At 33.2% G+C, this 20,999-nt stretch carries 22 protein-coding genes and 1 tRNA gene; 3 read left to right on the top strand and 20 right to left on the bottom strand.

Annotated elements, in window-relative coordinates; all coding sequences use genetic code 11:
* Together ACMV0E_RS01490 and ACMV0E_RS01485 are read left to right on the top strand one after the other, a co-directional pair.
* On the top strand, nucleotides 1–2,241 hold the full coding sequence (locus ACMV0E_RS01490) for a DEAD/DEAH box helicase (RefSeq protein ID WP_416084600.1): 2,241 nt from the start codon (nucleotides 1–3) through the stop codon (nucleotides 2,239–2,241).
* On the top strand, nucleotides 2,238–2,822 hold the full coding sequence (locus ACMV0E_RS01485) for a lipoprotein intramolecular transacylase Lit (protein WP_416084599.1): 585 nt from the start codon (nucleotides 2,238–2,240) through the stop codon (nucleotides 2,820–2,822). The genes ACMV0E_RS01490 and ACMV0E_RS01485 overlap by 4 nt, the downstream gene beginning before the upstream one ends.
* Here the strand turns inward: ACMV0E_RS01485 and folE2 are convergent.
* The 4 genes from folE2 to ACMV0E_RS01465 form a co-directional block, all read right to left on the bottom strand.
* Nucleotides 2,790–3,572 (bottom strand): GTP cyclohydrolase FolE2, encoded by a 783-nt coding sequence (gene folE2, locus ACMV0E_RS01480; protein WP_416084598.1) that lies wholly within the window; start codon nucleotides 3,570–3,572, stop codon nucleotides 2,790–2,792. The two genes, ACMV0E_RS01485 and folE2, sit on opposite strands and share 33 nt — an antisense overlap.
* A complete protein-coding gene (gene queD / locus ACMV0E_RS01475) occupies nucleotides 3,569–3,922 on the bottom strand; it encodes a 6-carboxytetrahydropterin synthase QueD (protein WP_416084597.1) in 354 nt (117 codons plus the stop codon). The genes folE2 and queD overlap by 4 nt, the downstream gene beginning before the upstream one ends.
* A gap of 13 nt (nucleotides 3,923–3,935) precedes the next feature.
* Nucleotides 3,936–4,026, bottom strand: a tRNA-Ser gene (locus ACMV0E_RS01470).
* 37 nt (nucleotides 4,027–4,063) lie between these two features.
* Nucleotides 4,064–5,284 carry a DUF401 family protein gene (locus tag ACMV0E_RS01465; protein WP_416084596.1) on the bottom strand — a complete coding sequence of 407 codons (1,221 nt, stop codon included), beginning with the start codon at nucleotides 5,282–5,284 and terminating at the stop codon, nucleotides 4,064–4,066.
* A 55-nt stretch (nucleotides 5,285–5,339) separates the two neighbouring features.
* On the opposite strand from ACMV0E_RS01465, the gene ACMV0E_RS01460 reads away from it, so the two are divergent.
* The gene (locus tag ACMV0E_RS01460) at nucleotides 5,340–6,434 is read left to right on the top strand and encodes a DNA double-strand break repair nuclease NurA (RefSeq protein WP_416084595.1); all 1,095 of its coding nucleotides are present in this window, start codon (nucleotides 5,340–5,342) and stop codon (nucleotides 6,432–6,434) included.
* Here the strand turns inward: ACMV0E_RS01460 and ispG are convergent.
* From ispG to ACMV0E_RS01375, 16 genes are all read right to left on the bottom strand, one after another.
* On the bottom strand, nucleotides 6,431–7,474 hold the full coding sequence (gene ispG, locus ACMV0E_RS01455) for a flavodoxin-dependent (E)-4-hydroxy-3-methylbut-2-enyl-diphosphate synthase (RefSeq protein WP_416084594.1): 1,044 nt from the start codon (nucleotides 7,472–7,474) through the stop codon (nucleotides 6,431–6,433). The two genes, ACMV0E_RS01460 and ispG, sit on opposite strands and share 4 nt — an antisense overlap.
* Complete coding sequence (rseP, locus tag ACMV0E_RS01450; protein ID WP_416084593.1) at nucleotides 7,471–8,496, bottom strand: RIP metalloprotease RseP; 1,026 nt, start codon at nucleotides 8,494–8,496, stop codon at nucleotides 7,471–7,473. Before rseP ends, ispG begins: the two co-directional genes overlap by 4 nt.
* A complete protein-coding gene (locus ACMV0E_RS01445; RefSeq protein WP_416084592.1) occupies nucleotides 8,493–9,626 on the bottom strand; it encodes a 1-deoxy-D-xylulose-5-phosphate reductoisomerase in 1,134 nt (377 codons plus the stop codon). Before ACMV0E_RS01445 ends, rseP begins: the two co-directional genes overlap by 4 nt.
* Complete coding sequence (uppS, locus tag ACMV0E_RS01440; protein ID WP_416084591.1) at nucleotides 9,619–10,308, bottom strand: undecaprenyl pyrophosphate synthase; 690 nt, start codon at nucleotides 10,306–10,308, stop codon at nucleotides 9,619–9,621. Before uppS ends, ACMV0E_RS01445 begins: the two co-directional genes overlap by 8 nt.
* Nucleotides 10,308–10,877 (bottom strand): ribosome recycling factor, encoded by a 570-nt coding sequence (frr, locus tag ACMV0E_RS01435; protein ID WP_416084590.1) that lies wholly within the window; start codon nucleotides 10,875–10,877, stop codon nucleotides 10,308–10,310. Before frr ends, uppS begins: the two co-directional genes overlap by 1 nt.
* 3 nt (nucleotides 10,878–10,880) lie before the next feature.
* Complete coding sequence (gene pyrH / locus ACMV0E_RS01430; protein WP_416084589.1) at nucleotides 10,881–11,594, bottom strand: UMP kinase; 714 nt, start codon at nucleotides 11,592–11,594, stop codon at nucleotides 10,881–10,883.
* 2 nt (nucleotides 11,595–11,596) lie between these two features.
* Nucleotides 11,597–12,184 (bottom strand): translation elongation factor Ts, encoded by a 588-nt coding sequence (gene tsf, locus ACMV0E_RS01425; protein WP_416084588.1) that lies wholly within the window; start codon nucleotides 12,182–12,184, stop codon nucleotides 11,597–11,599.
* 20 nt (nucleotides 12,185–12,204) lie between these two features.
* A complete protein-coding gene (gene rpsB, locus ACMV0E_RS01420) occupies nucleotides 12,205–12,981 on the bottom strand; it encodes a 30S ribosomal protein S2 (protein ID WP_416084587.1) in 777 nt (258 codons plus the stop codon).
* Between the two features lie 805 nt (nucleotides 12,982–13,786).
* Nucleotides 13,787–13,909, bottom strand: a complete 123-nt coding sequence (locus ACMV0E_RS01410) for a hypothetical protein (protein WP_416084585.1) — start codon at nucleotides 13,907–13,909, stop codon at nucleotides 13,787–13,789.
* Between the two features lie 77 nt (nucleotides 13,910–13,986).
* Nucleotides 13,987–14,100, bottom strand: coding sequence for a WG repeat-containing protein (locus tag ACMV0E_RS01405; RefSeq protein ID WP_416084584.1), 114 nt, complete (start codon nucleotides 14,098–14,100; stop codon nucleotides 13,987–13,989).
* A 420-nt stretch (nucleotides 14,101–14,520) separates the two neighbouring features.
* Nucleotides 14,521–15,702, bottom strand: coding sequence for a M20 metallopeptidase family protein (locus ACMV0E_RS01400; protein ID WP_416084583.1), 1,182 nt, complete (start codon nucleotides 15,700–15,702; stop codon nucleotides 14,521–14,523).
* Complete coding sequence (locus ACMV0E_RS01395) at nucleotides 15,680–17,092, bottom strand: sigma-54-dependent transcriptional regulator (RefSeq protein ID WP_416084582.1); 1,413 nt, start codon at nucleotides 17,090–17,092, stop codon at nucleotides 15,680–15,682. The genes ACMV0E_RS01400 and ACMV0E_RS01395 overlap by 23 nt, the downstream gene beginning before the upstream one ends.
* Nucleotides 17,089–18,471: an ATP-binding protein gene (locus ACMV0E_RS01390; RefSeq protein ID WP_416084581.1), complete on the bottom strand. Its 1,383-nt coding sequence runs from the start codon at nucleotides 18,469–18,471 to the stop codon at nucleotides 17,089–17,091. Before ACMV0E_RS01390 ends, ACMV0E_RS01395 begins: the two co-directional genes overlap by 4 nt.
* Nucleotides 18,471–19,433 carry a 6-phosphofructokinase gene (gene pfkA / locus ACMV0E_RS01385; RefSeq protein WP_416084580.1) on the bottom strand — a complete coding sequence of 321 codons (963 nt, stop codon included), beginning with the start codon at nucleotides 19,431–19,433 and terminating at the stop codon, nucleotides 18,471–18,473. Before pfkA ends, ACMV0E_RS01390 begins: the two co-directional genes overlap by 1 nt.
* Nucleotides 19,430–20,446, bottom strand: a complete 1,017-nt coding sequence (locus ACMV0E_RS01380; RefSeq protein WP_416084579.1) for a 6-phosphofructokinase — start codon at nucleotides 20,444–20,446, stop codon at nucleotides 19,430–19,432. The genes pfkA and ACMV0E_RS01380 overlap by 4 nt, the downstream gene beginning before the upstream one ends.
* Before the next feature lie 5 nt (nucleotides 20,447–20,451).
* Complete coding sequence (locus ACMV0E_RS01375) at nucleotides 20,452–20,925, bottom strand: CinA family protein (protein WP_416084578.1); 474 nt, start codon at nucleotides 20,923–20,925, stop codon at nucleotides 20,452–20,454.
* Between the last annotated feature and the right edge of the window lie 74 nt (nucleotides 20,926–20,999).

The raw sequence follows: 20,999 nt of genomic DNA, 5'->3' as shown, positions 1-20,999 counted from the left end.
GTGCTTGAGCATTTGATAAGAGAAATAAGGTCGTCTGAAACTTACAAAGGACAAATTGTTAAGCTATTTGAAATTGAAGGTCAAAATTATGAAGTTTTTGACTTCCCAGATGAGTTGCATAAAGACCTAAAAGAAAAATTAAAGAATAAGGGCATTTTTGGTTTATACAAGCATCAACTTGAAACATTTGATCTGCTGAACAAGGGTTTGAATTTAATTATTACTTCTTCAACTGCGTCAGGAAAAACCCTAGCTTTTAATATTCCAATAATTAATAAATTGAGCAAAGACAGAAATGCCTCTGCCTTATATCTATATCCCACTAAAGCTTTAGCACAAGACCAGTTAGAAAAACTCGTAGAATTCACACAAATTACTGCTTATACATATGATGGGGATACACCAGCCGAAGAAAGACACTATCTTAGAAAATTCGGAAGAATTATTATTTCAAATCCAGATATACTTCATGTAGGAATGCTTCCCAACCATATCTTGTGGAGTCGTTTTTTAAGTAATCTAAAGTTTGTAGTAATTGATGAAGCTCATTATTATTCAGGAGTTCTTGGCTCACATATTTCAATGGTTCTACGAAGGCTTAGAAGAATTTTATCTTACTACGGAAGCTACCCACAATTCATCTTATCTTCCGCAACTCTTGAGAATCCACTTGAGTTCGCATATAAATTAGTAGGAGAAAGATTTGAATTGGTTAAAGGTCCTATCAATTCACCATTCAAAAAACTATTCATAATTTACAATCCACCTATTGTGAATGAAGCTATGAATTTGAGAAAAAATATTATACAAGAGGCAACAAATCTGATTGAAATATTATTAAAAACTAACCAGACAGTAATTGTTTTCGTAAAATCCCGTCAAGGTGTTGAAATATTAACTAAACTTCTCCAGGAAAGGCTGGGTGAGTCTTTCCTAATTTCTTCTTACAGAGCAGGTTATTCTAAAGAACTTAGAAGATCGATTGAAAAAAAAATAAAAAGTGGAGAAATTAAATGTATTGTTGCAACAAACGCACTCGAGCTTGGAATTGATATTGGGGAGCTAGATTCAACTGTAATTGTTGGATATCCTGGCACAATTGCAAGCCTATTCCAGCAATCAGGAAGATCGGGGAGAACTCATGAGTCAACTACTTTCTTCTTGACAAGTAGTAATCCCTTAGACCAATACTTTACAAAAGATCCGGATTATCTTTTTCGTGGAAAATTTGAGAGTTTAAATATTGATTTAAATAATCCTTATATCCTAAAACCACATATCTTGTGTGCAGCTTATGAACTTCCCATCCAAATTGATGTAGACAGCGAATATTTTGGAAATACATTAAAAGAAACTATAAGCGATTTACAGAAAGAAAATTTAATTTTAAAAAAAGGTGATAAGCACTTTTTCAATGGTAGAAAATCGCCTGCACCTCAGGTGAATTTAAGAAGTTCTGGAGAAGAAAACATAAAGTTGATTGATTTAGAAAAGAACACTATCCTTGAAAGAATATCAAAAAATCGAGCACTTGAAGAAGCATTTTTGGGTGCAGTTTATCTTCACTTAGGTGAAACTTACTTGGTAAAGAAGATGGATCTTGAAAATAAAGAAATTTATCTCAAAAAAGAAATGACTGATTATTATACTGATTCTCTTGCGATAGAAACTATCTTGATAGACAATATATTAAAAGAAAAAAATGTGTTCAAGGTTAAAGCATACTTTGGTGAAGTTACAGTAGAAGAAGTTATAAGAGGATTTGTAAAAAAACAATTTTTCACAGACAGAAAAATAGAAACCCTACCCTTAGAATTACCGAAAATCGATTTCAAAACAAAAGCACTTTGGATAACGATTGACAACAATATTACAGAGAAAATAAAGAAGATTGACGATTTTTTAGGTGCAATTCATGCAGCAGAACATGCAATGGTTGGTATATTACCTCTTATTGTACAATGTAATAGAAACGATATAGGCGGTGTTTCCCACCCAATGCATCCTGATACAAATCAAACAACGATTTTCTTATACGACGGAATTGAGGGAGGAGTTGGCATAACAGAAAAGGCATTTGAAAGACTTGATGAACTTATTGAAACTGCTTTGAAAAGCATTACTTCTTGTCCCTGCAAAGATGGTTGTCCTTCTTGTATTTATTCGCCAAAGTGTGGCAATGAAAATAATCCTCTAAGTAAAAGTGGAGCCGTAATGCTATTAAGAGAGATAATATCATGATTAAAAAAATTCTTATAATTCTTATAGTTTTTATATTAATACTTCTACCTTTATTTACAATACTTCTTCTAAATCATTTAATTTTTTCCTATCTTTACGATAAATTAGATTTAAAAGACTACAACAATATCGAGAAAAAAGATTACTTAAATAAAGTTTCGCAAATTGTGTGGTACTTTTTCAATAACAAACCATTTTTAGAAATGCAGGAATTGTCCTACATAGAAAAAATTCATATGAAGGATGTTAAAACTCTGATATGTTTTGCACTTTTTGTTTTTATACTATCAATTATGGGCATTTTGATATTTAAGAAACAAGTAGATAAATTAATCATGAAGCAAGCATCTTTTATCGCTTTAGCGATTGTTGCTTTAATTCTTACTTTCAGTTTAACTAATTTTGACTCAGCGTTTATAATTTTTCATAAAATACTTTTCAGGAACAGTTTTTGGCTTTTAGATCCCTCTACTCTCCTTATAAGACTCTTTCCCGAGAGTGTTTTTATGAATCTTGCTTATGTTTGGTTTGTAAGCATAACAATCCTATCAATCCTTATAATTTTTCTTGTCTCTATGTAGATATGCATAAGCATTGTGATTGTGTATACTTTCATAGCTTATAGCTTCAACTTCATAATAAGTAATTCTATCATCTTGATTTAATAAAATTGAGACTTCTCTTACAATGTCTTCTACAAACATTGGATTCATATATGCTTTCTCAGTTATGTATTTTTCATCTGGACGTTTAAGTAAAGCATAAAGTGGTGCGCTTGCAGAATTTTCAACCATCTCGACAATTTCTTCAATCCATACAAGTTTATCCATTTTTGTTCTAACTTTTATATTTGCACGCTGATTGTGTGCTCCAAAATCCGCTATTTCCTTAGAACAAGGACACAAAAGATGAACTGGAACATTTACTTCGAGAATAAAATCGAATTTTTCGTCTTTAGAGGCTATAAATGCACATTCATAATCCATATAACTTTCTTCTTTAGTTATTGGCGCTTTTTTAAGAACGAAGTAAGGAAATTTTAAAATAATATGTGCAACTTTTGCTTTCAATTCTTGTTTAATATCATCAAGTATTCTTTCTAAATTTGAAAGCGACATATTGTTTCTATGGCGGTTAAGGACTTCTACAAATCGACTCATATGTGTACCTCTATACTCCGAAGGAAGATCTACGTAAATATCAATTAATGCAACTGTATTTTGGAAACCGTTTTGCTTATCCATAATACGTATTGGGTATCTTATTGAAGAAACACCTACTTTTTCAATAAATATATTTCTTTCATCTCTCTCGCTTTGCACATCTTTCATCTTACAACCACCCTGTTATTATCTCCTTCGTAAAGTATAATCTCAAATACAGAGCAACCGAATTCCCTAAAAGCATTATCTAAGGTATTAAAAATCCATTGTGCGACTAGCTCTGTTGTTGGATTTTCAAACATTTCGTTTAAGTATTTGTGATCAAGGATAGAAATAACCTTGTCTTGGACAATTTGTTTTAAAATAAAAAAGTCCAGAACCATCCCATCATCTTTAAGATCACCAGTGATAGTGACAACAAGGTGATAAGTGTGACCGTGCATATTTTCGCACTTACCATGATAATCAATAACTCTATGTGCTGCATCAAAAGAGAATTCCCTTGATAGAAGAAACATTTTACCTCCAAAATGGCGGAGAGGGTGGGATTTGAACCCACGGCAGGCTTTTGACCCGCACACGCTCTCCAGGCGTGCACCTTAAGCCACTCGGTCACCTCTCCAAATGCATATAAATGATATCAAATTTTGCTAAAAAAATCAAGGTTTAAATTTTAGGAATAACGCCCAAGAGAGCGTTATAGTGAGTAAAAATAGAAATGGTTTTAACATCAACCTATAAACTCTTTTAAATTCAGTTTTGAAATAATCGACACTAAGTGAAAGACAAAGATGCATTGGAGTAAATAATAGGGCAGTCCAGACACCAAAATATGCAATAAGTATGTTTGATGGAATAAGAGAATTACCAACCTTCAAAAGTGGCATAAGAAGCGGATATGCAATACCAATGGAAGCAGAAGAAATTCCCGCAAGAAAGCCGATTGAGAATGGAAGAATAAACAGAATCAAATATGTAGGAGTTTTAAGTGATTGAAGTTCAATAAATATACTTTGAGCAAAATTTGTTGATGTTACAATCTCTCTGAGAAAGAAAATCGCATATATAAGGAACGTGTACTCTAAAATTTTCTTATACTTGAAAGACAGCTTTAGTGTTTTGAATGGCACTTTTCTCAAAATTATTAGATATACTAAACCAAATAACATTGAAACAAAACTAGGATATTTTTTAAAAATCATGAGAAATGCAAAAATCAAAATAATGGGAGATAAATTTTTCAGAATGTCAAACGCAGTATATAAATCTGTCCGATTTTTTTGTTTTTTTCCATTTTTAATAAAAGGAACTATGAAGATAATTCCCGAAAAAAACATTCCTACGGAAATAGGCCACTGAATAGAAATAATTTTGAAAATTGTTGTTCCAAGAATAGAAACACCTAATAGAAACTCTGGATAAAGAGGTGAAATAGGTTCCCAAACATGTCTAAACCAAAAGTTTAATAATGCTTTCTCATCTGAATTAATTTCTACATCCATTGCCCCTTCATCAACCATTGGAGCAGAAACGAGTGCACCTCCTGGCATTGGTAGCAACCCAACCACAAGAGAAAAGATAGGAAGGAAGGCTTTAGGTGAAAGTATTTTTTTGAAGTCTTCTGTGATATCTGAAAGAAGTCCTGAAGTTTTCAAAAGCTCACCAAGATAAGTCACTATAATTATTACAAGTATCATATTGATAGTATCTAAGTGAGATAATGTTTGTAGCATCAACTGAAAGATTCTAATTATATTCAAATCTTTGAAAAAAGATGTTATGATTGCAATAAGAAAAATTGAAACAGCAATACTGAATCTCAATTGAACAAAAATTCCTACCAAGGCTAGGGCAATTATAAGAAAAAGCAAATCTTTCATACTTAACGATTATATCAATTTTTGACTCTTTTTGAAATAAATGTATAATTTATTTATGAATTTTGATAAAAACTTTTTTGAACAGATTAAAAAAATCGAAGACTATTTCGTCAAAAAAGATATTGAAAAAAGCCAAATAATGAATACCTTATGTAAAGAAGTATTTAATATTGACCCTTCTTTTTTCGATACAATTTCGTCTCCTCCCGAACATAATTACGCAAAATTTGAAGAAAAATTTTCAGTAAGTAACTTTGTCGAGAACTTTGTTAAGGATTATTCAATACTTGCTTCCGATGGATCAAGAATTACAATAGAAGAAAGACTGCCCTTTCCGTTTTATGTAATAAACGTTGCTTCAGTTTTTGAAAAAATTGGCAAATCTCCAGTGCATGAAGTAAAAAATAAAGCAGAAATTTTTTTCAATGAAAATGATATATACGATCTAAATGGTGAATTATTGTCGGAACAAGATATAAATCTTAAAATGCTTTTGAAAGAAGCTGAATTTCTCTCTGAAAACATAAGCAAATATAATCCTGACATTACTCTTTTTGATGGCTCACTAATTCTCTGGGGATTAAAAAGAACTCAAAAAATCAATGCACAAACTGCAATAAAAATTTTTGAAAGCCCAATTACTACCTCAGTCAACCTAAAAAAGCCAATAGCAGGCTATATAAGTGGAACAAGGTCCAAAGAAGTTATTAAGTCATTAATACTATATCTTAAAGGAAAGGGTATAAGTCTTGACTATCGATTGTTACTAAATTTGAATGATTCTGATCTAATTAACTATATCTTGAAAAAAAACCAAAGAACATCTGTGTTTTCATCAACAGAAAAACTACTCTCTTATTACATGAATAAAATCTATTTTTACTTCATAAAAACTGAGTACGAAGTAATAAGAGTTGAAATTCCGGACTTTGTTTATGAGAATAAAAATCTTTTTGATAAACTAAATAAGATTCTTTTTACTGAAATTAATAGAGGAAAAGGTTATCCTCTTATTCTTAAACTAGCGCACTTTGAGGCAGTTATAGGTGACCAAGAAAAGCAATTTATTGAAAATTCAATAAGATCAAAACTTGGAGAATTTACAAATTATTCAGAGAAATTTTTTTCAAAGATTTCAAGAAAGATTTAGTTATTATTTATAACTGATTCAATCTCTTTTTTAAGCACATCATATATTTCATTTCCATCTAATATCCTAACTATTTTTCCTTTTTTAAATAAAACACCCGAATTTTTTCCGCAGGCAACTCCAACATCTGCATCTTTTGCCTCCCCGGGTCCATTAACAACGCACCCCATAACTGCAACTTTAATACTTTTATTAACTTTTGCAAAATCAACATTTAATTTATTCACTATTTTTTCAATATCAACTTCGGCCCTGCCACATGTAGGACAAGAAATTATTTCAAGTCCATGTTTTCTTAGACCGAGAGCCTTCAAAATATTGTATCCTGCAATAACTTCTTCAACAGGATCGCCAGTAATTGAAACTCTTAAAGTATCTCCGATACCCTCATTTAAGAGTATTCCTAGCCCTATACCACTTTTTATAAGCGAATCTCTTAAAGGTCCCGCTTCTGTTATTCCTATATGAATCGGATACTCAAAGATTTCACTTAGCATTTTGTTTACTTTAATAGTAAGAAGTACATCTGAGGTCTTTGCAGAAATAACTATATTTTCAAAACCTACCGAATTGAGTATTTGTACTTCTTTTTTTACGCTTTCAACCAAAGCTTCTTCTAAATTTTTTGGTTTTTCTTTAAAAGAGCCGAGATTAGCTCCTACTCTTATTGGAATTCCTCTTTCTTTGCAGAGTAATGCTATTTTTTTGATCCATTCTTTATCGTTAATGTTTGAAGGGTTCAATCTTATTTTATCTGCACCATTCAATATTGCTTCGATTGCAATTCGGGGATCAAAATGTACATCAGCGACAAGAGGGATATGAATTGACTTTTTTATATCTTTAATTTTAGAGGCTGCCTCAAGATCTCTAACAGCAACACGTATAATTTCGCAGCCATAATCCTCAAGCATTAGAATTTGATTAACAGTCGACTCAACATCTCTTGTGTCAGTTTTTGTCATTGACTGAACACGTATTGGATTATTGCCTCCAATTACAAAATCGCCAATGCGAATTTCTTTTTTTATCTTTCTCATTTGCCAATTAACTTCATTATATCATTTATACTTACAATAAACATCAAAAACAGCATGAATATCAGTGCAATACTTTGTATCTTTGCTGTAAGTTCTTTTGAAACTTTTCTACGAGTAATGCCTTCAACTAGGATTATTACAAGCCAACTTCCATCAAGTGGAGGTATTGGTAGCAAATTGGTGAATGCAAGAGCAATACTTATATAGGCAACAAAGAAAAGAAGATTTAAAAACCCAGCGCTTGCCGCTTCTCCTGTCATTGCAATAATTCCGATAGGTCCAGTTACAGATGAAACACCTACTCTTGTAAAGAGTTCCGGAAGAAAAGTAAACATTTGAAATAGGGTTGAAAAAGTCAATTTTACACCCTCAATGAATGATTGACCTAACGGATATATTTCCCACTTGGGAGAAATTCCTATCATCCATTTACCACGTACAGAATCATACTGTGGCACTACTTTAACATGAACTATTTCGGTTCCTCTTTCAACTTCAATCATAGCTGGATTTCCTTTATTGCTTTGTATAGCACTAACTAATTCATTCCATGTTTTTATGTCTATATTATTTACTCTAAGTATAGTATCGCCACTTTTCAACCCTGCAATTTCGGCAGGACTACCAGTAACTACTGTTGAAATTGTAGTAGTCGGTAAACCAAACACACTAATTACAATACCAAAAATAAGAATTGCGACAACTAAATTCATAAGAGGTCCAGCAAGAATTGTAAAGAACTTTGCAATGAATCCCTTATTATAAAAGCCTTCAGGGTCATCATAATTATCTTCCATCCCTTTTATTTTTACATAACCTAAAATAGGAAAAAGACCAATTTTAAAATTCATGCCATTTGGGCCTTTAGACTTTCGCTCATAAATTGAAGGACCAAAACCTATTGCAAATTCTTCCACAGGAATTTTTGAAATTCTCGCCACTATAAAATGCCCAAATTCATGTGCAAGCGCAAGAAAACTTATTACTAAAACTCCATAGATTGCATAGATAATTCCGCTCATATTTTTCTCCTCACAAATTCAATTACTTTGTTTTTTATCTCATTATAAACAAACTTGGCTTCCTCCAATGAGCCAATCTTTTGGTATTCAACTTTGCTAAGAAATTCTATAAACAGTCTCTCAATATCAAGGAATTTAATTTCGCCATTTATGAATTTCTCAACCAAAACTTCGTCAATTGCAACAATAGAAGGTAAATATGTTCCTCCAAGCATTGCATAGTTTAATATCACGTCAAAAAGTGGAAAAGTTTCTCTATCGATTTCATAGAATGTAAGTTTTCCCAATGATGCTAAATCAAGCCTTTGCAAGTTAAATTCCACTCTTTGAGGATATGTTAATGCATACTGAATAGGCAATAACATATCTGGCTTACTTAAAAGCCCTTTAATTTCACCATCAACAAATTCTACCATTGCGTGGATCACGCTTTCTCGCTGGACTAGGGCCTCGATTATTGAATACGGAACATTAAATAAAAAATGAGTCTCAATTATTTCAAACGCTTTATTTACAAGGTTTGCTGAATCTACTGTAATTTTTTTTCCCATTTGCCAATTTGGATGCTTAAGAACATCATCCAAATTAACTCTTTGAAGAGTTTCTCTTTTATAGCCAAAAAAAGGACCTCCTGATGCAGTAATAATAATTTTTTCTATTGATTCCTTCTCTTCACCTTTTAGAATTTGGAAAACTGCTGAAGCTTCTGAGTCAATCGGAATTACATTGTCACCATATTCTCTGTTCTCAAAAAGTATTTCACCAAATGAAATTATACTCTCTTTATTTGCTATCCCTATTCTGATTCCATTATCAATGCAAACCTTAATAGACTGTGCAGAAGAAATGCCAGAGGCAAGAAAAAGCACAAGATCAGGTTTTACTTCTAGTAGACATTCATGAACATTCTCAAGAGCGCAAACTTTAGTATTAGCGGATTCAAAATTATGGATGAACTGTCCATCTAATGCGATGAAGGATGGCTTTGCAATTTCTACTTGCTTATTTATTCCCTCCAAATTCTTAAAAGCAGTAAGACCGACAATTTTAAATCCAAGTTTTAAAGCTAAATCAAAAGACTTTCTACCTAAGGTACCAGTAGAACCGAATATAACAATTCTTTTAGACACCACCAAACCTTCTCTCTCTTTTACTAAAGTCTTCAAGTATTTTAAAAAATTCTTCTTTTGTAAAATCAGGCCAAAGTGTTTTTGTGAAGTATAGTTCAGTATATGCTATTTGGAAAAGAAGAAAATTACTTATTCTCATTTCACCACTCGTTCTTATTAATAAATCAGGATCAGGTAGATTAAAAGTGTAAAGGTATTTCAAAAAATTTGTCTCATTAATATCTTCTCCACTTTTACAAATTTTCTTACATGCTTCAACTATCTCATGTCTTCCGCCGTAGTTAATTGCTATTGTCAAGACCAATTTCGAACCTGATTCAGTTTCTTTAATTGCATATTCCATTGTTTTCCTTAATGGCATAGGAAGTGGAGAAAAATCGCCAATGAAATTTAGTTTTATAGAGTTTTCTTTTAATTCAGGTATATAGTTCTGAATTGCATCAACAAATAGATTAAGCAAAAAAGAAACCTCTTCAGTACTCCTTTTCCAATTTTCGGTAGAAAAAGCATATAAAGTTAAATACTTAACACCTACTTCTACTGATGCCTCAACTATTTCTTTTACTACCTTTACGCCTGCTCTGTGTCCTTCTATTCTTTTTAAACCTTTTTCAACAGCCCACCTTCCGTTCCCATCCATGATTATTGCAACATGTTTGGGAACGGAAGAGATTTTATCCATTAAACCTCCAATATTTCTTTTTCTTTCTTTTCGAGTCTTTCATCAATTATATCAATATATTTTTCGGTAAGTTGTTGTACCTTTTCTTGGAGTCTAAATTTATCATCCTCTGAAATTTCTTTATTCTTTTCCATAGTTTTTACTTTTTCAATTTCATCACGTCTAATTGCTCTTATTTCCTCACGAAATTCTTCTGCAAGTTTTTTGACTTGCACTACAAATTTCTGCCTTTCTTCTTCTGTAAGCTTAGGAAAAGGAAGGGTAATTGTTGTCCCGTCACTCTGAGGAGTTACTCCCAAATTTGCCTTAAGTATAGCTCGTTCAATTTCCTTTAAAAGTGATTTATCCCATGGTTCAATAACCAAGAGTCTTGGTTTAGGTGCAACAACTGTTGCAACCTGTTTTAACGGCATCAAAGTCCCATAAGCCTCAACTTTTACAGGATCAAGAATTTCTGGAGTAACACGTGTTGCCATAATTTTTGCAAACTCGCGTTCCATTACTTCTATTGCCTTTTTCATTTTTTCTTCTGCTTCGCTCAAGATTTTCTTCTCTAATTCTGCATTCATTCTCTATCCCTCCTTTATTACAGTTCCTACTTTTCCTTCAATTACCGCTTTTACCAGTGTATCTTTACCTTTTATACTAAAAATAACTATCGGCAGTTTAAAATCCCTGCACAGAGATACAGCAGTTGCGTCCATTACTTTTAGATTCTTTAAAAGAAATTCGGTGTAAGTTATTGTTTCGTATTTTACAGCGTTCATATTTTTTATTGGATCATCTGAGTAAACCGCATCTACTTTAGTTGCTTTGAAAATTGCATCTGCTTTTAATTCAAGAGCTCGAAGTGCTGCAGTGGTATCCGTGCTAAAAAAGGGGAGTCCTGTACCTCCCCCAAAAATAATTACTCTTCTTTTGGAAAAGTGAGAAAGCGCTTTTGCAAGAATATAAGGTTCTGCAACTTCTGGTATAGTAAAGCTCGACATCACCCTTGCATCAAGTTCTCTTTGCAATAATGCATTTTGAAGAGCAAGTGCATTAATAATTGTTGCAAGCATTCCCATATAATCGCCAGTTGCTCGATCTATTCCTAATTTTTCAGCCTCAGCACCCCTTAGAATATTTCCGCCACCAATTACAATACCTATTTCTATTCCTTGATTATGTAAGTACGCAACTTGTTCGGCAAGTTCTTCCAATGTGTTTTTACTAATACCTACGCCATCTACATCTGCCAAAGCCTCGCCACTCAATTTTAGAATAATTCTTCTATACTGTGGCAAATTTATTCACCTACCTTGAAACGAGCAAACCTTCTTACAGTTATATTTTCACCAAACTTTGAAATATGTTCTTTAATTAATTGTTCAATTGTTAGATTTTCGTCTCTTAGATATGGCTGCTCAAGCAGGCAACGTTCCTTATAAAAAGTCTCAATTTTTCCCTCTATGATTCTTTCTATAACATTTGCAGGTTTTCCTTCTTCCTCTAGCTGCTTTCTATAAATTTCCTTTTCCTTTTCAATTACTTCGGCAGGTACGTCTTCACGAGAAATATAATCAGGTGAAGAGGCTGCAATTTGAAGAGCTATTTCATCTGCTAATTTTTTAAATTCGTCAGTTCTTGCAACAAAGTCCGTTTCACAATTTACTTCAACTAATACTCCAAGCTGACTTCCAGGGTGTATATATGCAGCAACGACGCCTTCGTTTGTTACACGGCCGGCTTTCTTAACTGCTTTTGCAATTCCCTTTTCTCTTAAAATATCTATTGCCTTCTCAATATCGCCATTTGCTTCTTCTAAAGCTTTTTTACAGTCTGAAATACCTGCGCCTGTTCTTGCACGTAATTCTTTAATTAAATCTAAACCCATATAAAATCACCTCTTTTCTATTATTTTTTGTAATCTTCATATTCTTCAAAATCAAACTCCTTAGTAAGGAGTTCTTCTTCAGTAACTTCCTCTTGTGTTTCTTCTCTTTCAATTTTTCCTTCTCTTCCCTCAATAACTGCATTTGCAATTATCGAAGTGATAAGCCTAAGAGAGCGAATAGCATCGTCATTTCCAGGAATAGGATAATCTATTTCCTCAGGATTGGAGTTTGTATCACATATACCGATAATTGGAATTTTGATTTTTCTTGCTTCTAATATTGCACTTCTCTCTTTATGAGTATCGGTTACAAAAATAGCCCATGGCAATGTAACCATGTCCTTTAAACCGGCGTAAAGCTTTCTCAGTTTCGCTAGCTCTCTTTCAAGTTTTACTCTTTCCTTCACAGAAATGGTGTCAAAATAGCCCTCTGTCTCGAGTTTTTCAAGTTCTTTTAATCTATTAATACTTTTTCTTACAGTTTGAAAATTGGTTAAAAGTCCTCCTACCCAACGTTCATTGACATAAGGCATTCCACACCTTTCTGCTTCTTCTTTAACAATGTCCTGAGCGGCCTTTTTTGTTCCAACAAAAATGATTTTTCCACCCTGTCTTGTAATGTCTACTACAAATTTATAGGCTTCTTCGATTTTTTTTACGGTAAGCCTAAGGTCAAAAATATGGATCCCATTTCTTTCTGTAAAAATATATTCTTTCATTCTGGGATCCCATCTCTTAGTTTGATGTCCAAAATGGACACCTGCTTCCAGTAGTTCCTTCATTGATACTACACTCATAATTTAACCTCCTAATATAGTTTTTCCTCCCATCCTTCATCTTCTCGGAGGCAGAAGAATTGCTGCACTTTCCGAAAATCCGGATGGTGTGTAATTGTATCATTATATTTTAAGGATTTAATGAAAAAAATCAAGTTTTATTTAAGCTGAAATCATTATAATCAGTTATATTTACTATAGTAAATCGACTTATAATCCCAAAATAAAATCATAAAATTGCTACAAACGAATAAATAACCTTCATTAAATGAGAATTGAATGATGTTTTTTATATTTAAGCAATATTGCACTATTGCTTAAATATAAAAAATGCAAAAAACATATTTTAAAAATGTATTATTATTATAAACAAATATTCTTTGCTAAAATTGTGTTTCTTTTTTGTCCATATATACCCAATCATTATATAATAGGATAAGCGCAATACCCTCCTAAAATCATTAGCAAAATCAAATATATTTCGAATTACAAAGTTTCCTTTTTTATCAGCATAGCCATGTTTTCCATTAAGCAAAACAGCTGTAATATCTTCGCTGAATAATTTGTAGTGTCATAGTGTGGAGAAATTTCTATATTACCGTTTGCATTAATATAACTCCAATTTCCGTTAACAATAACTGCAGCAAGCCCACTACTAATTTTGTTCTCTGAATTAAATACTCTTCCAAATTATTTTTCGCATTTAGTCTTTATAAACGTCCAACTGTTTTCTGTTTGAACATTGGCAATTCCGTCAAAAAATGGGTTTGCCCCACTTAAAGTTAGTAGGAATTAATAAGTTTCCAGTTTTATTTATAAATCCATATCAAGTATCTGGGTATTTGCCGAATTCCACAACAGCATAACCATCTTTAAAAGGTTGAGCATCGTCAAAAATTTTATCAAAAGCATTTCTTTCCGCGCTTTTCAATGAAAACCCAACTTTCACTCCAACTAACCAGAGCTAAACCTTGTTAATGAATAAACGAATTAAATTGCATAGGGATAATCAAGTTTCCCACTTTATCAAAAATCTCCATTATAGATCTTATCAACTGCTGCAAGTCCTTCTGAAAAAGGTAAGACATTGTCGTAAGATGCTTGTAGTACTACGTTCTTATTTTTGTTACAAAGCCCCAAAGTTCATTTTTTCAAATTGGAATGATTTTTGCTGTAATCGTTGATTGTTCCTTTTGCTCATTTGCACTTTGCCCCAATTCTCTTCCCCTTATTATTAGTTTTTGTTTCCTTATTTGCACTTGAGAAAGAATTGTAATCAACAAAAACAAAAACTAAAATAATAGTTAATGTTCTTAGTAACGCAGAAAAAGTGTAATTACTCTTAGATTTTTTTGAAAACAGAAGAATGAAATAATTTTCAGAAAACTCCAATAAAAAAATTTAAAATCTCACAAATCATCTCACAACTCCTCAATAAAATTATAAACTGGTTGTAAATTTGTCAAGTACTATTTTATAAAATGTTGAAATGTCGAAAGAAAAATACTAAAAATATAATAAGATGAAATTCCTCAAAGTATTTTTTAAATCGATCGGTTTTTATTTATAAAGCTTTCCCAAGTTTAGAACTGTTGCAACATGCATTTTTACACCTGTGGGAAGAATGTCCTCGTCAATATCAAATTTTGGAGAATGATTTGGAAAAATTATTCCCTTCTCTTCATTCAATGCACCAAGCCAGTAAAAAGCACCCGATCTCTCTCTTAGAAAATAAGCCATATCTTCGCCACCCATAGATACTGGAGCCTCAAAAATTTTATCATAGCCTACAACTTCTCTTGCAATATCTCTAATAAAATCCACTGCAATTTTATGGTTAATCAATGGAGGATATCCAAAATTGTATTCTAAGGTTGCATTTCCTCTGAATGCTTGAGCTATTTGAGACGAGTTTTGTTCTATTCTATCTTTGATAAATTTAGATACTTCATCTTTTAAAGTTCTGACAGTTCCTTCAAGTTCTGCTGTTTCTGGAATAACGTTAAAAACGTCACCAGAAGAAATTTTCCCAAAAGACAATACTGCAGGCTCAAGAGGATCAATTTCCCTCGAAATGATAGCTTGGAGAGCAATTACAATATGAGAAGCAATTAGGATTGGATCAACTGCTTTATGAGGGTATGCTCCATGTCCACCTGATCCCTTTATTTTGATTTTGAAACTATCAGCCTCAGCCATCATTACGCCCTCTCTAATATGTATTGTGTTTGCTTTATAGAAACCTGCAACATGCAATCCAAAAACAAAATCTACATGAGGATTTTCAAGTATTCCTTCTTCAATCATTCCAATTGCTCCACCAGGATCTCTTTCTTCAGATGGTTGAAAAACAAATTTCACGTTAAAATTCACATCTTCTTTCATTTGAGTTAAAACCTTAGATGCTACAAGAAGCATTGCAGTATGCGCATCATGTCCACATGCATGCATTTTTCCATCTTTTCTTGATTTATATGGCACTTCATTTTCTTCTTGAATTGGCAATGCATCCATATCAGCTCTCAAAAGAACTGTTCCCTTTGCATTGTTAACTTTTAACTCAGCGACAACTCCTGTCTTATTTATACCTTTTTTGACTTCAAGTCCGAGTTTAGAAAGGTAATTGTAAACAAGATCAGAAGTTCTATATTCTTCAAATGCCGTTTCAGGATACATATGGATTTCTCTTCTTAAAGATATTACTTCCTCCTTGAATTCATCAATTATCTTCAAATTTTCCATTTTCTTCTCCTTCCTGCATTAAATTGTAGTATCGCAGTTTATTAAATAAAGACTTTCGTGAAATACCCAAAATTTGCGCTGCCTTTGTCTTATTGCCTTGAGCTTTTTCAAGAGCCTTAATAATAGCCTCTTTTTCAATCTTTTCTATCAGTTTTGGTAAGTTTAAGTTTTCTTCTTCAACTTCTGTTTTGTTGTATTCTTCACTCTTTATTTTATTTTGCAATGTCTGAGGTAAATCTTCTAATAAAATTAAAGGGGCAGAAGTTACTATAACTCCCCTTGCAATTGCGTTTTCTAGCTCTCTTACATTACCTGGCCAATTGTAATCCATGAAAAGTTCAAGGACTTCTTTTGAAACTCCTCTAACATTTTTCTTATATTTTTCAGAATACTTACTAACAAAATAATTAACAAGTAATGGAATATCTTCTTTTCTTTCTCTAAGAGGAGGAAGCCAAATTGTGACAACATTCAATCTATAAAATAAATCTTCTCTAAATTCTCCAGATTCAACTAATTTCTCAAGATTCCTGTTTGTTGCAGCAAGAACTCTTGCAGTAGTTATAATCGTCTCATTACCACCGACACGGTTGAAAGTCTTTTCTTGGAGAACCCGAAGAAGCTTTGCTTGGAGATTCAAACTCATGTCTCCTATTTCATCCAAGAAAATTGTACCTTCGTTAGCTTGCTCAAATTTACCGATTCTTTTTGTATATGCATCTGTGAAAGCACCTTTTTCATGACCGAATAATTCTGATTCAAGGAGACTTTCAGGAATCGCTGCGCAATTAACTACGACAAACGGCTTGTTCTTCCTTGTGCTGTGATGGTGAATTGCTTTTGCCACAAGTTCTTTTCCGGTACCACTCTCACCTCTTATTAAGACGGTTGCATCAGATTCCGCTACCTTTCCTATTTCTTTAAAAACTTCCTGCATTTTAGGTGAGTTTCCAATAATTTCATCTGCTTCATATCGATTTTCTCCTTTTTCAAAACTTGGAGCATTTTCTGTGAGCTCTTTAAGTTCAATTGCTTTTTTAACTTTTATTTTTAATTCTTCAATATCGAAAGGTTTTGTAAGATAGTCGTATGCTCCTTTTTTCATTGCTTTAATGGCAAGATCAGAGCTTCCATAAGCAGTCAAAAAAATAACCGGCAGGTTATTCCTAATTTCTCTTATCTTGAGAAAGGCTTCCATCCCATCCAAAATTGGCATACGAACATCTAATAAGACGCAATCAAAATCATTCTTTTTAACTTGTTCAATAGCATCCTTCCCGTTATTAACTTCGACAACCTCATAACTTTCATCCTTTAAGGTCTCACTTAAAAGCATTCTTATATTTTCTTCGTCATCAGCGACAAGAATTTTGTATTTTTTGATCTTCACTTTAGATCCCTCTTTGGCAATATGATTGTAAATTTTGTTCCTAAACCTACTTTACTTTCTACAAGAATCTTCCCGTTATGCTCTTCAACAATTCGATGAACTATTGCAAGACCTAAACCTGTACCATGTTCTTTAGTTGTATAGAACGGAACAAAAATATTTTTAATGGTATCTTCGTCCATTCCTGAACCATTATCTTGAACAGTTATTCTTATGCTTCTTCCTTCATCAATACACTCTATTTCAATCAAACCATCTTCTTTGTCAATCGCTTGAACTGCATTAATAACGAGGTTTAGGAAAAGTTCTTCAAGTTTTCTTTCGTCCGCAACTATTGTTAGATCTTGGCATTTTAACTCAAATTTAATTTTCTTTTTAGAATCGTATTGTTTTGCAAGCTCTAAAATATGGTTGAAGAAAGGCTTTAAATTGAATTTTACAAGTGATAATGGAGAGGGTCTTCCATATTTTAAAAGATCATCAACGATTCGTCCAAGTCTTTCAGTCTCAGTGAGAATTGGACGAACAAATCTTTCTTCGTCTTTGCCCTGAAGTTTTTGTGAAAGAATTGTTGCAAAGCCTTTTATAGAAGTTAATGGATTCCTTACTTCATGTACAATACCAGCTGTAAACAAACCAAGTGATTTTAATGCCTCTGCTTTTTGCATTTCTTCAAGATTTCTCTTAAGATTTTCAGCCATACTGTTTATTGAAGCTGCAATATCGCCAATTTCTCCCCCATAATTAGGAAATCTAAAATCAAGGTTTCTTTCGAGATTTTTAAGGCCTTTACGAATTTGAAGTATGCGAAGACTAAAGAAAGAGGTAATAATAAGAACAATTATCATTGTAATTAGAGCAAGGTAGAATATTATACGATTAATTGAATAAATAATATTTCTTATGTTATCCTTTACATTAGATTGAGGAACTGCAGAAAAAATATACCCACCACCATATTTCTCTGGTATTGCAACCATTACAACGACCTTTTTAATTAGATTTCCTTTTGATGAATGAACACTTATTGGATTATTGAAAATGGGAATATAATAACCTACTTCGACATCAGAATACGCTGATGATATCATTGAAAAATAATTCTCAAAAGCTGGCTTCAAGAAAACATTAATATATAAGTTGCGTTCTTTTGCGGTAATATTATCGTATCCTCTTAGAAGTGATTCTGCAGTATACATCTTTTCGAAGCGTTCCTCAATCTGCCTACTTATAATAGTGAGTCTCTTGGTCTCGCTTTCAATTTCATTTTGCTCAAGATACTGCGAAATACTCGAAGAAATCGTAAAAAAGGTAAATATTATAAAGACAACAAGAACAAAGATTAACTGAAATCGGATAGATGTAAATATCCTTTTCATTACACAGACACTTCCTCAATAATGTCGTATAACTTATAGTTGATCTCTTTAAATTTTTTTACTGCATCTTCAATGGGAATATGTACGATATGGTTATCTTTTATCCCAACTACAAACCCAGGAGTTCCTTTTATTAGCAATTCAACGGCCTCTGCGCCGAACATCGTTGCTATTATTCTATCAAACCTTGTTGGTGCACCTCCTCTTTGAATATAACCAAGAACAGAATACTTCACATCAAGATCAGGAAGTCTTCCCTTTATTTCAGATTGGAGATCCTGCGCATGGATTGCACCTTCAGCAGTTATTATCATATGATGTTTCTTCTTCTTTTTAAGGCCAGCTTTTATATTCTCAATAATTTTATCAATATCAAATTTTCTTTCAGGAATAAGGACAATATCTGCACCACTTGCAAGACCTGCTTCAAGCGCAATAAAACCTCTATCCCTACCCATTACTTCTACAATAAAAGTTCTTGAATGGGATGTAGCAGTATCCCTAATTTTGTCGATTGCTTCAATTGCGGTATTTACGGCAGTATCAAAACCAATGGTATAATCTGTTCCCCATAGATCGTTATCGATTGTTGATGCAACTCCAACTACGGGAAAACCTTTTTTAAAGAGAGCAAGACTTCCCGACTGTGAACCATTACCACCAATTACGATAAGACCTTCAATTCCTTCCTCCTTCATATTCTTGATCGCAAGCTCCTGAATTTTATCTTCCTTAAATTCTTCTGTTCTTGAAGATAAAAGAAAAGTTCCTCCCTCTTCAAGGAGTCCACTCACATCGCGAGGAAGGAGATTCTTAAAACTTTTTTGGGTTAAACCTCTGTATCCTTCAAATACACCAATTACTTCAATCTTCCTTGAAAAACCAACTCGAACAACACTTCTTATTGCTGCATTCATACCGGGGGCATCGCCCCCGGAGGTAAGAACGGCTATTCTTTTCATTTTTCAAAGACTTTCATAAAATTAAGCCATTCTTCGTCTACAAGTTTTGGCTTGCCAGCTGCATCTTCAAGCGGAACAGATATCACTTTATTACCAGAAACTGCGGCCATCTTTCCGAAATCACCCTCATGTACCATCTCAACTGCTTTTACTCCAACTCTTGTTGCAAGAATACGGTCAAAGACTGTTGGAGGACCACCTCTTTGTATATGTCCGATAATTGCGCTGCGAGTAGAAATACCGAGTTTCTTGGATATTAAATCAGCAACATATTCATGAACGCCCCTCTTCTGAAGTAATTCATGACCAAATTCATCAACTTCGGTTATAGTTTCGGTAGGAACTTCAATTCCTTCAGACACAACTACAAGCGCATATCCCTTTTCTTCATACTTCTTCTTAAGATGCTCACACATCTTATCGTAGTCAGGTTTCTCTTCAGGGATTAAGATCCAGTCTGCTGCACCAGCAATACCTGTGTAAAGTGCAACCCAACCTGCTTCTCTTCCCATCACTTCAAGAACTATAATACGCTTATGGGATTTGGCAGTATCTCTCAGCCTATTAAGAGCATCCACTGCAACTTCTACCGAGGTGAAAAATCCAAAAGTATAGTCAGTTTGTGACAAATCATTATCCATTGTTTTCGGGACACCAACTACCTTTACACCAAGTTTATGGAGTTTAAGCGCAACTGATAATGTATCGTCTCCTCCAATTGCTATGAGTGCATCTATATTATTTTTCTGTAATGTTTCAATAACCTTTTCGGGCCCTTTTTCTTCCTTAAAAGGATTTGTCCTCGAAGTAAAAAGAATTGTGCCCCCATAATTTATGATTTCTTCAACATCTTTGATGGATAAAGGTCTTTTTTTGTCCTCAATAAGCCCTTTCCAGCCTTCTTCGAATCCAATAACTTCATCGCCAAAGTCAGCGGCTCTATAAACTACACCTCTTATTGCTGGGTTCAATCCAGGACAATCACCACCACCAGTCAAAACTCCAATTCTCATAGCTATCAACCTCCTTCTAAAATTTCTAGTAATTTTTTAAGCAAAAACTCTGCTACATTCTCCCTTATTATAATACGATCACCTTGAAATTTGTTTTCAAAGACAAAGTTTTTGTTGTTTACTGAAATTCCCACATAAGAAAGTCCAACAGGTTTTCCTTCAATAGGATCTGGTCCAGCAATACCTGTTGTTGAAAGCCCAATATCTGCTTTAAATAGATTTCTAACATTTGTAGACATAAGTTCAGCAACTAAAGGATCAACTGTTCCTAACATTTCCACTATTTCTCTATCAATTTTTAAAATTTCAATCTTTGCTTTAGGAGAGTAAGCAACAATACCACCTAAGTAAACTTTGGAGCTCCCTGGGATATCGGTAATTAATTTAGCTACAAGACCGCCCGTTATGGATTCGGCAGTTGAAAGAGTTAAGTTTCTTTCTTTAAGAGCGTTTACTAATTTCTGTGATATTTCTATCATACTGTGTAAATTTTACACTATTTTAAAGAATATGCAAGATCCATATAATATGATATGTAAATTAGAGAAAGGAG

The sequence above is a fragment of the Caldisericum insulae genome, assembly GCF_047785965.1.
In the GTDB taxonomy this organism is placed as follows: domain Bacteria; phylum Caldisericota; class Caldisericia; order Caldisericales; family Caldisericaceae; genus Caldisericum; species Caldisericum exile_A.
The sequence above is the reverse complement of the archived record's forward strand: the minus strand, read 5'-3'. Positions and strand labels throughout refer to the sequence as shown.

Bases quoted from the DNA above. Each gene is read 5' to 3' on its own strand.
- tsf (WP_416084588.1), bottom strand. From the start codon at position 12,184: ATGGGTTTAGATTTAATTAAAGAATTACGTGCAAGAACAGGCGCAGGT.
- ispG (WP_416084594.1), bottom strand. From the start codon at position 7,474: ATGAGAAAGATAAAAAAAGAAATTCGCATTGGCGATTTTGTAATTGGA.
- ACMV0E_RS01400 (WP_416084583.1), bottom strand. From the start codon at position 15,702: ATGGAAAATTTGAAGATAATTGATGAATTCAAGGAGGAAGTAATATCT.
- ACMV0E_RS01380 (WP_416084579.1), bottom strand. From the start codon at position 20,446: ATGAGAATTGGAGTTTTGACTGGTGGTGGTGATTGTCCTGGATTGAAC.
- ACMV0E_RS01460 (WP_416084595.1), top strand. From the start codon at position 5,340: ATGAATTTTGATAAAAACTTTTTTGAACAGATTAAAAAAATCGAAGAC.
- rseP (WP_416084593.1), bottom strand. From the start codon at position 8,496: ATGAGCGGAATTATCTATGCAATCTATGGAGTTTTAGTAATAAGTTTT.
- uppS (WP_416084591.1), bottom strand. From the start codon at position 10,308: ATGGATAAAATCTCTTCCGTTCCCAAACATGTTGCAATAATCATGGAT.
- ACMV0E_RS01485 (WP_416084599.1), top strand. From the start codon at position 2,238: ATGATTAAAAAAATTCTTATAATTCTTATAGTTTTTATATTAATACTT.
- frr (WP_416084590.1), bottom strand. From the start codon at position 10,877: ATGAATGCAGAATTAGAGAAGAAAATCTTGAGCGAAGCAGAAGAAAAA.
- ACMV0E_RS01375 (WP_416084578.1), bottom strand. From the start codon at position 20,925: ATGATAGAAATATCACAGAAATTAGTAAACGCTCTTAAAGAAAGAAAC.
- rpsB (WP_416084587.1), bottom strand. From the start codon at position 12,981: ATGAGTGTAGTATCAATGAAGGAACTACTGGAAGCAGGTGTCCATTTT.
- folE2 (WP_416084598.1), bottom strand. From the start codon at position 3,572: ATGAAAGATGTGCAAAGCGAGAGAGATGAAAGAAATATATTTATTGAA.
- ACMV0E_RS01390 (WP_416084581.1), bottom strand. From the start codon at position 18,471: ATGAAAAGGATATTTACATCTATCCGATTTCAGTTAATCTTTGTTCTT.
- pfkA (WP_416084580.1), bottom strand. From the start codon at position 19,433: ATGAAAAGAATAGCCGTTCTTACCTCCGGGGGCGATGCCCCCGGTATG.
- ACMV0E_RS01465 (WP_416084596.1), bottom strand. From the start codon at position 5,284: ATGAAAGATTTGCTTTTTCTTATAATTGCCCTAGCCTTGGTAGGAATT.
- queD (WP_416084597.1), bottom strand. From the start codon at position 3,922: ATGTTTCTTCTATCAAGGGAATTCTCTTTTGATGCAGCACATAGAGTT.